Source organism: Roseovarius gahaiensis (genome assembly GCF_011601345.1).
In the GTDB taxonomy this organism is placed as follows: Bacteria; Pseudomonadota; Alphaproteobacteria; order Rhodobacterales; family Rhodobacteraceae; genus Roseovarius; species Roseovarius gahaiensis.
The window spans coordinates 1-10,703 of the sequence record NZ_JAAORB010000062.1 but is presented as its reverse complement, the minus strand read 5'-3'; the positions used below and the strand labels follow the sequence as shown (position 1 = coordinate 10,703).

Genomic DNA, 10,703 nt, shown 5'->3' with positions numbered 1-10,703 from the left:
ATGCTAACGTGGCAGGTGGGTCAGTTTTAGATGATCATAACCCACCCAGGTGGGTCACTTTTGCATGCCGATTCACAACCAAGGCCGAAGTTCCGCATCAGCCTGCCCGTGAGGGATGCCAGAACGGCCGATTTGCCGGTGCCGCGCATCTGAAGCGACAAGGCCGTGCGGACCAATCGACCTGATCGTTGCGCCACGATCGTGAGAGTATCTGGCAGTCGGAAACCTGTCCCGAATTGAAAAACGCCGGTCCAACATATGTCAGACCGGCGTCTCGGGGCGTTATTATTCCTCGATGCGCTCAACAATGCTGGCGGCATAGGCATCAATCAGGGCATTGTAAAAATCCTCCTGTGACGGGGCAACGGTCACCCAGTCATCGGACAGATCATGCTCTCCGCTGATCGCCGTCATGCGCAGGGGATAACTGCCGATGATACCATCCTCGTTTTCATTTCGAGTGGTGGACCCGGTCTCATTGCGCCCTGCATGCGTGGTCACCGTGCCTTCGAGTGTGTTGAACTCGCCCGAATCGGGCAGCGCGGTGTCACCATCGATCGACACCTTGTTGATCTCGACCGAGATTCGCGGCGCGTCGGCATCTTTCTCAATATTGAGCTTCGAGCTGATCGCGGTGGCAATGTCCTCGTCGAGGCTCGGCCAGTACTTGAGAACATTATCTTCCTCATAGGAAGTGAGGGCGGATTTGACCTCTACACCAGAGAGAGTCTTTTCCTGCGCGGCCAGCGGGCCAGCGGCGGCAAGCGCGAACACGCTGCAAATGGCTGTAATCTGCAAAAGTTTCATTTTGAATATCCTTAAATGTCCCATCATCGTCAAAGGCCGTTGCGGTGCCCGGCTGGGCCCGTCGCAAAAGGTCTGCTTGGAAGTGATGTGAACGGTGAACGTTGTCGAGCGTTGCGTCGTTTTGCCCGTTCGTACCCCTCTTATCGCAGAGATTTGTCCCCTCAGCACTTACCTACATCAGCCCACCCACGATCCAGTCGGTTAAGATCGGGGAATAATTCGGACGGCTTTGGACCGGCAGGACAATACCCCATGCCTTGAACCGTGCCACGCCGCTGGCGATGCGCCGAACTGATGTTCGCCAATCGTATTCGACACAGCGAAGCTCTTGTTTTTCAAAGGCTGACGCTGTCGCCGGATGGCCCTGCCGCCCCGCCCCCCTCGCGCGGCAGGGCCTCAATTTCACAACTTGGAAAAGGAAAGGGCCATGCTTGGTCCTATTCTCATCGTTCTGCTGGTACTGGTATTGCTGAGCGCGCTTTCCGCTTGGGGCCACAGCCGGACTTGGGGCTATGGTCCACGCGGCGGGCGCAGGCTTATTTTGGTGATTGTGGTCGTTATGGGTTTGACCAGACGCCTTTGACCAATGGGCGGAGGCGTGCTTTAGGGCCGCCGGACCGAGTTGCCGCCATCCAGAATTCCGTTGATCAGTGTGGCGACGGCCGCATGCAGCGCGTCTTCATCGCCTGTCGGTGCGTTTTCATGCGCGGCGGCAGCATCCTTGAGAATGCCGACGATCTCTGTCTCGGGAAGGATATTGTGGTCATTCAGGGCAAGCAACAACGACTCGCAAATCGCCAAGGCGGCCGTTCCGGAAGTGTCGTTGGGAAGGGGCATATTAGCTTCTCTTTTCAAATCGAGGTTGAAACGCAGGTCGGCAGTGACCTGCAACATCGTGCGATCATAAGCGTCTTCTGTTAGCATGGGCTGATGCAAAGCAGTTTCGTTCATGCATTTTCCGGTTATCCGTATCTCTGAGCCCCTGCCGAAACTTTAGCAATGGAAGCGAGAATGGTTCCACTGAACAGCCCGTTGACCCGAAAACTTTCGGCCTTCGTGGCCCTGTCGGATATTGATCTTGAAACGCTGGCGCGGTTTCACCGGCGCCGCCGCACCTTTTTGCCCGGCCACGAGATGATCCATGAGGGGCAACCGAACGCCTCGGCCTTCATCCTCGCCGAAGGCTGGGCCCTATCCTACAAAGTGTTGCCCGATGGCGAACGACAGATCGTGGATTTTCAGGTGCCGGGCGATTTTCTGGGGCTGCGCAGCGTGCTGTTTCGAACCGCCGATCATAGCATCGAGGCAGCCACGCATATTGAGGCCTCCGAGGTTCTCACCTCGGATATTTTCGATGCCTTCTCGCATGCCCCGCGTCTGGCCACTGCCGTTCTGTGGGCGGCATCGCGGGACGAGGCGATGGTGGTTGAGCATTTGGTCAATATCGGCCGCCGCTCTGCTGAGGAACGTCTGGCGCATCTGCTGCTTGAACTCGGGGCACGGCTAATGCTGGTGGGGCTTGGGGACAAGACCGGTTTTGCCTGCCCGCTGACGCAGTATCATCTGGCCGATGCCCTCGGGCTGAGCGCGGTGCATGTAAACCGAGTGCTGCGACATCTGCGCGACGATGGCCTTGTCACGTTCCAAAAGGGGCGCGTGGTCTTTGACGATTTTGACCGGCTCCGCAAGATGGCCGGGTTTGACACGGGCTATCTCGACCAAGACGGGCCGCTGCTGCGCTGATGCGCCGCCCCCGCCGGACACCTTGCAGTTCCGTCCGGTTCAGGACGGAACGAAAGTCGTATTAGGCGTGATCAGCGACGTGCAGCACCAAGCGGCTGCCGATTTTTATAGCCCTACTCGAATGCTTGGGCGCGTGGGCTGATACAGGTCAGCACCCGCATGTGGAAACTGGTCTAGCAAGGATCAAGGAACACGCGGCAGATGCCGCTTTGATCCATTGCAAGGAGATATCAAAATGAAAACCACCCGTTTCATGATCGCCCCGCTTCTGACCCTCGCCATCGTCGCGGGGTTCTTGCTGCAAGGCTGCAGCACGACCGCCGGTATCGGCCGCGATGTCTCGGCTGGCGCAGATGCCATCACCGAATCCGCCACGGCCAACAAGACCTACTAAGCCGCAATATCTACGTGTCAGTGCGGGCGTCGGCCGCGCCACCTGCTGACCCCGTGACAGGTTCAGCAGGCTGTCGCCCGCGCCTCGGCGAATGTCAGCAGCCTGCCGCGCTGTTCATCCCAAAGGTGAAGCCGCGCACAACGGAAGCTTTCCCACAACGTTATGCGGCGCGATTGCGCCAGCAGGTCGTGGTCCCTGACCACCTCGCCAAGACGGTAGAACGGGATCCGGCTGGCCAGATGATGCACGTGGTGGACACCGATATTACCGGTGATCCAGCGCAGGATACCGGGAAGGTCGTAATGCGAACTGCCTTGCAGGGCAGCTTCTTGGATGTTCCAGTCATCCTCGTGCTCCCAGCTGGTTTCTTCGAACTGGTGCTGAACGTAGAAGAACCAAGTGCCCGCGATCGCGCCCAGCAGCATCGTTGGCAGGAACACAAACAGCAGGACATCCCAACCGCCCAGCCAGACGATCACCGTCAGGACAAAACCGATGGCGGCATTGGTCGCCATTGCGCTGAGCCAATACCGCCAGCCTGACCGCATCAGGTAGACCGGCAATCGGTGCTGAAGAAAAAACAGATAGAACGGCACCACCCCGAACATGACAACAGGATGGCGCAGAAGGCAGTAAAGCGCCCGCCCAAGCCACCCCTTTTCGCGATATTCCCTGACCGTCAGGGTCGGGACATCTCCGATGCCCCGCCGATCAAGGTTGCCAGTCGTGGCATGGTGGATCGCGTGTGTTTTGCGCCAGACGTCATAGGGCGTGAGGGTGAGCACGCCGAGCCCGCGGCCGATCCAGTCGCACAGGCGCCGGTCGCGAAACAGCGAGCCGTGCCCGCAATCGTGCTGGATGATGAACAGGCGCACAAGGAAAGCCGCATTCGCCAATGCCAAAGTCACAGCCAGCACCGTGCTGATCGACAGCATCCACCACGCCACCGCCCATATCGCGACAAAAGGCACAAGCGTGACGACCAGTTCAAAAATACTGCGCGAGGGGACAGGCTGGCGATATTTCACCAACAACCGCGCCCAATCTGATGCGGTGGGCGTAGCCTTGGGCCCCGTATCGGTGGTGTCCGCGCATGTCGTGGCACCAGAGGGTGCAGCCACTTCAGGCATAGGCGACGACCCGGCGGTGTCGCCTTGGCGCACGTCACCCTGCGCCATATCCTTTGGATCGGGCGGTGCGGACCTCTCGTGCTGCGGTTCTGTCTGATCTGTCATTGAAGGTTCCTTATCCTTCTGGTCATGTATGTCTGGTCGATGGCTTACAAAAGCGTCTACTGCAGGTGATTTTTCAGCCAAGATACGCCATCGCGGCCTGATGCGTCGCCGATCTACCCTAGTACCGCTGACCACCTATTGCCCTGTCGCGGCACCACGTGCCGCATGCGATCCGGTATGACCGCGCCCAACATCCGACCGGGCCGCGCAAACTGATTCGCGCTTACTGAGTATCAGGTCTCGCAGAAAGTTGGCGGTGAAAAACAAACCCACAGCAGTTTCTGCACAAAAAAACCGTGCGCTATCGGCCAAGCGGAAAATTCCATGACATGCGGCCTGCACGCAGGCGACGCCTTGTATCGTCGGCGCAGGCCGCGTGGTTGTGATCGGTGTTCAGAACACCAGCACCTTGTCGGCGCTCAGCGTGGCTTGGGCCAGCTCGTCCATGGTCGAGCGTTCCGCCCCGTCCATCATCTCGCCCTCGGTCAGGCCGCGTGCGTCCATGCAGGTGCCGCAAATCAAAACACGCCCACCCGCCGACAGAACCCGGCGCAGCATGCGTTCTATATTGTAGAACCCATCGGGCGTCTTCTGCCCCGCCTTGGCGCAAAGCGCGGCATCGGCCATCAGGAACACGGTGATCTCGGCCTCGGCGTCATGCTTCGCCAGCGCATGGGCCATGCGCAGCCCATTGAAGCTGCGCTCGGTTCCATAGGGCGGATCATTGAGCAAGATCAGGTGTTTCATTGCCGCGTCTCCTTGATGTTATCCGCATCCAGCGCATGACCCGAGGCCGGGCCGCGGACCGGTTGAATCAGCATACGGTCGAGCCACAAATCGCGCGGCGTGCGGAATTGTTCGATGCCAATGTCCATGCCAAGATGCCCCTTGGCCGGCTGCGCCACATATGTCCCCAAAAGCCGATCCCACCAAGGCAGGTTGAAGCCGTAATTGGAATTGGTCTCACGCGGATCAATAGAATGATGCACCCGGTGCATGTCGGGCGTCACCACGAACAGCCGCAGCCAGCGATCCACCCGGCGCGGCAGGTTGATATTGGCGTGGTTGAAAAGTGCTGTGCCGTTCAGCAGCACCTCGAAGATCAGCACCGCCACCGCAGGCGGGCCAAGCGCCGCGACCACCGCCAGCTTGATCCCCATGGACATCACTATCTCGACAGGATGAAAGCGCAATCCGGTGGTGGCGTCGAATTCCAGATCAGCGTGATGCATCCGGTGCAGCCGCCATAGCCCCGGCACCGCATGAAACAAAACATGTTGCAGGTATATCGCCAGATCAAGCAGCAGCACCGACACGAGGATCGCCAACCAAAGGGGCGCGTCGATGGTGTTAAATAGGCCCCAGCCCCGCTCGGCCCCGATTACCGCCAGCCCCACCGCGAGAATCGGAAAGCTCAGCCGCAGAATGACCGTATCCAGCACCACAAGACCAAGGTTATTGGTCCAGCGAATGACGCGCGGAATCTCTTGCCGCCGCCGGGGCGCGGAAAGTTCCCACAGCACCATGGCAATCAGAATGCCCAGAAAAACCGTCAGCCGGATCGCGGCCTCTGCATTCAAAAGCATGTCGGACATGGGCGGGCCTTTCGGGGTTGCACAGCGGCGCAAGGCAGCTATCATTCAAGCAATTACTTGAATGATTAGAGATAGGCCAGCCCCATGTCAACCAGCCCGAAACAGGCCCTCTTGAAGGAATATGCCCTTGTCGCACAAGCGCTTGCCGCGCCTGCGCGCCTGATGCTGCTGGAACAATTGGCGCAGAGCGAGGCCGCGGTCGAAGTGCTGGCGCGCAAGACAGGGCTGACCGTCGCCAACGCCTCGCAACACCTGCAACAGCTGCGCCGCGCTGGTCTGGTGACCAGCCGCCGGGCGGGCAAGGCGGTGATCTACCGATTGCAAAACAGTCGCAGCATTGCACTTTTGGGATTGTTGAGCGAGATGGCCGAGGCCAATCTGGCGCAGGTTACCGATATTCTCGACGGGCTGTCCGGTGAGGCCACAGCCCCCGAGCCGATCACCCGCGCCGATCTTGCCGAGCGGCTGGCCGCGGGTGCCGTCACCCTGCTCGACATCCGCCCAGAAGATGAATTTGCCGCCGGTCACATCCCCGGCGCATGCAACATGACACTGGCCGATCTTGACCGGCTCTTGCCCACGCTCGACCCCAAGGCCGAGGTCGTCGCCTATTGCCGGGGGCCCTATTGCATCTACGCCCATCAGGCCGTGGCCCGGCTTCGGCAGAACGGATTTAACGCGCGGCGCATGCAGGGCGGCCTGCCGGAATGGCGCGAGGACGGGCGCGGGGTTTGCACCGGCCAATCGACCTGATTATGCCACGGGCTTCACGTACTGTCGGCGCTCAAGTGGGTCAGGCTTCGGCCATCACTTGGGCCACTCTGTTTTGCAATGCGGGCAAGAGATCGGCCTCAAACCACGGGTTTTGACGCAAAAACGCGTTGTTGCGCCATGACGGGTGCGGGATGGGAAACACAGACGGCGCGTAGGCCCGCCAATTTTCAACCGTCGTCCTGACGCCGGCCTTGCGCGCAGCATCGCCCAGATGCCACGACTGGGCATAGCGACCGATCACGATGGTTGTTGTCAGATTGGGCAGATGGTCCATCACCTGCTGCCGCCATGTCTGGGCGCAGCGGGGCGGTGGCGGCAAATCACTGCCCTTGGCGTTGTAGCCCGGAAAGCAGAACGCCATCGGCACGATCGCCACCCTGTCCTGATCGTAAAACTGCGCTCGGCTTAGGCCCAGCCAATCGCGCAGCCGGTCGCCCGAGCGATCATCGAACGGCACGCCAGAGGCATGCACACGCGCCCCCGGGGCCTGCCCTGCGATCAGCAGTCGCGCAGAGGATCGAAACCACGGCACGGGCCGGGGCGCATGCGCAGTTTTGGTTTGTGCAAACTCCTGTGCGCACAACCGACAGGCCCGGATGCGATCAAGAAAGGCGTCGTCACAGTCATTCTTGGGGGCCAAGGTGCTCATCCAACTCCTTGCGTGACTGGCCGTCAGTTGATCATGTCGCGGCCGACCTTAACGGCAGGGGCCAACCTGTGTCACTGTCGGATTTGCAAACAGTCATGGCGGCCCCTGCTGAAATCACCTAGATCACCGGTATGAAACGGACCCTCTCAGACCTTGGCGATCTGGCCGATCTGCCCGCAGATACGGTGATCGACGCCCGGTCGCCTGCCGAATATGCCGAAGACCACCTGCCCGGCGCGATCAACCTGCCCTCGCTCAGCGATGCCGAGCGCGCCGAGGTCGGCACGATCTATGTGCAGCAAGACCGGTTTTTGGCCCGCAAGGTCGGGGCCGCCTATGTAGCCCGCAACGTGGCCGCGCATCTGCAAGGGGCCTTGGCCGATAAACCCGGCGGCTGGCGGCCTTTGGTATATTGCTGGCGCGGCGGACAGCGCTCTGGCGCGTTTGCCACCATATTGGCGCAGATTGGTTGGCGCGTTCAGGTGCTGGACGGCGGCTATCAATCCTACCGGCGTTTGGTTTCGCGGCTGCTGTACGACACCCCGCTGGCGCTGCGCCCGGTGCTGCTGGACGGCAATACCGGCACCGCCAAGACCCGGCTTTTGGCGCTGCTGGCTGCGCGCGGCTGGCAGGTGATCGACCTTGAGGCACTGGCCAATCACCGTGGTTCGGCGCTTGGCGCGCAACCGGGCGGACAACCCGGACAAAAACTGTTTGAAGGACGGCTGGCGCAGGTCATTGCCCGGCTGGACCCCACGCGCCCGGTGGTGATCGAGGCCGAATCCAGCAAGGTCGGTGACCGCAATGTTCCGCCCTCTTTGTGGCAGGCCATGCGCAACGCACCAGTGGTCGAGGTCACGGCCCCGCACCAAGAACGGGCGCGCTTTCTTGCGCAGGCCTACGCCGATATCGCAGGCGATATCGCGCAGTTGTCCGGCCAGCTTGATCTTTTGCGCCCGCTGCGCGGCCACCAACAGGTTGATGCGTGGCACAGCATGGCCGCGCAGGGCGATCTGACCGGATTGGCCAGTAGCCTGATCGAACAACATTACGATCCGGGCTATGCCCGTGCCCGCAAGCGCGACGATCTGGTCCCGCAGGCCCGCGTGAGCCTAGACCGATTGGACGAGGACGGATTGCAAGCCGCCCTGCCCGCGCTTGAGGCCGCACTGAGCCACGCCACCGCGTCCTAGCGCAGAACCAGCCCCGGTGATCCCTCAACCACGGTGCCAATCTGCACCGCACAGACGCCTTGAGCCTGCAACCGCGACAGAACCGACCCGGCCTGCGCCGGGTCAATCACGGCCAAAAGCCCCCCGGCGGTTTGCGGATCGAACAGCGCCTCGTAATGCGGGCTGTCGCCGCCACGTTCCGCTGTCACCATCGGCGCGGCATAGGCGGCGTTGGCGGCGTGCAAAGATGAGCGCTGGCCCGCGTCCAGCAAATCCTTGGCCCCGTCCAACAGTGGCACATCGGCCAAGGTGACCTGCGCCGCGCAGCCGCTGGCCTTGCAGATCGCCAGTAGATGACCAGCCAAGCCAAAGCCCGTGACATCGGTCATCGCATGCGCACCCGCCAAGGCCCGTGCGTCCGCCGCAAGCGGGCGATCCATCGACCGCAACGCACCCATGACCGTATCGCCATCGGCGCGGCCCGCCATCTCGGCGGCCAGAATAACGCCGGTGCCGATGGGCTTGGTCAGGATCAGCGCGTCGCCGGGCCGGGCCCCTGCCAATCCAATCGGCGCGTTTTCACACAGGCCCGTCACGGTAAACCCAAGCGTCATTTCGGCCCCTTGGGTGGTATGACCGCCAATTATAGCGGCCCCGGCCTCGGCCATGACGTCGCCTGCCGCCTGCATGATTTCGCCCATGGTCCGGCGCTGCAACCGTTCTGACATGCGCGGCAGAACGATATTCACCAAAGCTGCCTGCGGGGTGGCCCCCATGGCCCAGACATCGCCCAAGGCGTGAATGGCCGCGATCCGGGCCATGCGCCACGGATCAAGGGTGAAGGCGCGCAAATGGTCGGTGCTGATCACCTGTCGCTGCCCGGCGATGTCCAACACACCGGCATCGTCGCCCGGTAGGCTGATCACGTCAGGCCGGTTTAATTGCGGCAGACTGTCCAGCAGATCACCCAAGGCCCCCGGCCCCACCTTGGCCCCACAGCCGCCACAGATCACCGGATGATCCGACAGTTCAGCGCGCACGCCATGCGCGGCACCATCGGGCAGCTTGGGCGCAGGCATGGCTGGAAAATCGCGAAACTGCTGCATAAAGGCCTGATCAATACGGTCCTTCCAACGCCAAAGCCCCGGAAGATGCAGACCAAAACCGCCCTTGTCGGCCACGGCCTGCTTGGCCCCCAACGATACGAGTTTCAGGAAATCACCCTGCGGACGAAAGGCGCGCGTGCTTGCACCTGTCAGCGCCGCGCGCAGATTGTCATAAAGCACTGGCGCGGCCCGCACCGCATAGACCCCGGCCTTGGGGCGTGGCGCATGGGTCAGATGCGCGCAATCGCCCGCCGCGAACACTGCTGCGTCATCAGCCACGCGCAGGGCCTGATCCACCTTGATAAACCCCTTTTCTAACGGCAGATCGGTGTCATTCAACCACCCCCATGGCCGCGCCCCGGCTGCGCCAACCACCAGCCCGGCTGCAATGGCCTCGTCGGTTTCCAGTGTCACGCCTTCTGCCGTGACTTCGGCAATCGCGGCCCGCTCGCGCAGCGTAATGCCCGCATCACGCATGGCCCGAAACAGCGCCTTGCGGGTGCCCTTGGCAATGCCTTGCAACGCATCCGAGGCCTCCAGCACAGTGACCTGAACATCCTGCGCAACCTGCGCCAGCCGGTGATGCATGGCCAACGCCAGTTCCACCCCGGCCACACCGGCGCCGATCACCGCCACCTGCGGGGCGACACGGCCTTGCGCGGCATCCTCGACAAAACAGCGCCAACGGGCGGCATAGGGCCCAAGCGGCTTGGCCCCTATCCCATGCTTGGCAAAGCCCGGCAGCTCGTCCATGGCCGAGGTGATGCCGATATCGATCGACAAAAGGTCATAAGCAATATCGCCACGCCCTTCGACGGTGACGCGCTGCGCGCCACGGTCCAGCGCCACTGCGCGCCCCTGCACCAGACGTGCCCCGGCAAAGCGCGCAAGGCGCACAAGGTCAATATCCAGCGCGTCACGGTCGTAATGCCCGGCCACATATCCCGGCAGCATGCCGGTATAGGGCGCACGCGGGTTCGGGTCGATCAAGGTCAGCCGCGCACCGGGCACGGGCGCCATGCCCCACCGCCGCAAAACCAACGCATGGGCATGGCCGCCACCAATGAAAACAACGTCTTGCGTCAGGGGAATCCGATTATCCATAGGCGTGTCTTAGCCTGCCCACCCGGCAGGAACCAGCCACACCCACCCGAAAGTGAAGGACCACCGGCTGACGCCGGAGGCATCACTTGGAGGAATGTAATTCCAGGTACTGCCGGATGACGTC

The 10,703-nt window shown here is 61.7% G+C and carries 12 protein-coding genes; 5 read left to right on the top strand and 7 right to left on the bottom strand.

The genetic code is table 11. From position 1 onward, the window contains the following. Nucleotides 1-285: 285 nt before the first annotated feature. Nucleotides 286-807, bottom strand: a complete 522-nt coding sequence (locus HAT86_RS16240) for a hypothetical protein (protein WP_167200325.1) — start codon at nucleotides 805-807, stop codon at nucleotides 286-288. A gap of 358 nt (nucleotides 808-1,165) precedes the next feature. Here HAT86_RS16240 and HAT86_RS16235 point away from each other — a divergent pair, with 358 nt between their 5' ends. Further along, nucleotides 1,166-1,390: a DUF3309 family protein gene (locus tag HAT86_RS16235; RefSeq protein ID WP_331272575.1), complete on the top strand. Its 225-nt coding sequence runs from the start codon at nucleotides 1,166-1,168 to the stop codon at nucleotides 1,388-1,390. 20 nt (nucleotides 1,391-1,410) lie between these two features. Here HAT86_RS16235 and HAT86_RS16230 read toward each other — a convergent pair whose 3' ends face one another. After that, a complete protein-coding gene (locus HAT86_RS16230) occupies nucleotides 1,411-1,644 on the bottom strand; it encodes a hypothetical protein (RefSeq protein ID WP_167200334.1) in 234 nt (77 codons plus the stop codon). 174 nt (nucleotides 1,645-1,818) lie between these two features. Between HAT86_RS16230 and HAT86_RS16225 the strand changes: the two genes are divergently transcribed. Both HAT86_RS16225 and HAT86_RS16220 read left to right on the top strand, forming a co-directional pair. Further along, nucleotides 1,819-2,550, top strand: a complete 732-nt coding sequence (locus HAT86_RS16225; protein ID WP_167200319.1) for a Crp/Fnr family transcriptional regulator — start codon at nucleotides 1,819-1,821, stop codon at nucleotides 2,548-2,550. A gap of 235 nt (nucleotides 2,551-2,785) precedes the next feature. Then, on the top strand, nucleotides 2,786-2,944 hold the full coding sequence (locus HAT86_RS16220; RefSeq protein ID WP_231125950.1) for an entericidin: 159 nt from the start codon (nucleotides 2,786-2,788) through the stop codon (nucleotides 2,942-2,944). A gap of 62 nt (nucleotides 2,945-3,006) precedes the next feature. Here the strand turns inward: HAT86_RS16220 and HAT86_RS16215 are convergent, their stop codons facing one another. From HAT86_RS16215 to HAT86_RS16205, 3 genes are all read right to left on the bottom strand, one after another. After that, a complete protein-coding gene (locus tag HAT86_RS16215; protein WP_167200328.1) occupies nucleotides 3,007-4,074 on the bottom strand; it encodes a fatty acid desaturase in 1,068 nt (355 codons plus the stop codon). A 498-nt stretch (nucleotides 4,075-4,572) separates the two neighbouring features. Next, the gene (locus tag HAT86_RS16210; RefSeq protein ID WP_167200316.1) at nucleotides 4,573-4,926 is read right to left on the bottom strand and encodes a DsrE/DsrF/TusD sulfur relay family protein; all 354 of its coding nucleotides are present in this window, start codon (nucleotides 4,924-4,926) and stop codon (nucleotides 4,573-4,575) included. Next, on the bottom strand, nucleotides 4,923-5,774 hold the full coding sequence (locus tag HAT86_RS16205; protein ID WP_167200313.1) for a sterol desaturase family protein: 852 nt from the start codon (nucleotides 5,772-5,774) through the stop codon (nucleotides 4,923-4,925). Before HAT86_RS16205 ends, HAT86_RS16210 begins: the two co-directional genes overlap by 4 nt. Before the next feature lie 84 nt (nucleotides 5,775-5,858). On the opposite strand from HAT86_RS16205, the gene HAT86_RS16200 reads away from it, so the two are divergent. Further along, a complete protein-coding gene (locus tag HAT86_RS16200; protein ID WP_167200310.1) occupies nucleotides 5,859-6,527 on the top strand; it encodes an ArsR/SmtB family transcription factor in 669 nt (222 codons plus the stop codon). 40 nt (nucleotides 6,528-6,567) lie between these two features. Here HAT86_RS16200 and HAT86_RS16195 read toward each other — a convergent pair whose 3' ends face one another. After that, complete coding sequence (locus HAT86_RS16195) at nucleotides 6,568-7,197, bottom strand: uracil-DNA glycosylase family protein (protein WP_167200307.1); 630 nt, start codon at nucleotides 7,195-7,197, stop codon at nucleotides 6,568-6,570. 131 nt (nucleotides 7,198-7,328) lie between these two features. On the opposite strand from HAT86_RS16195, the gene mnmH reads away from it, so the two are divergent. After that, nucleotides 7,329-8,390: a tRNA 2-selenouridine(34) synthase MnmH gene (mnmH, locus tag HAT86_RS16190; protein WP_167200304.1), complete on the top strand. Its 1,062-nt coding sequence runs from the start codon at nucleotides 7,329-7,331 to the stop codon at nucleotides 8,388-8,390. On the opposite strand, the gene selD is transcribed toward mnmH, so the two are convergent. After that, nucleotides 8,387-10,579: a selenide, water dikinase SelD gene (gene selD / locus HAT86_RS16185; protein WP_167200301.1), complete on the bottom strand. Its 2,193-nt coding sequence runs from the start codon at nucleotides 10,577-10,579 to the stop codon at nucleotides 8,387-8,389. The two genes, mnmH and selD, sit on opposite strands and share 4 nt — an antisense overlap. Nucleotides 10,580-10,703 lie beyond the last annotated feature (124 nt).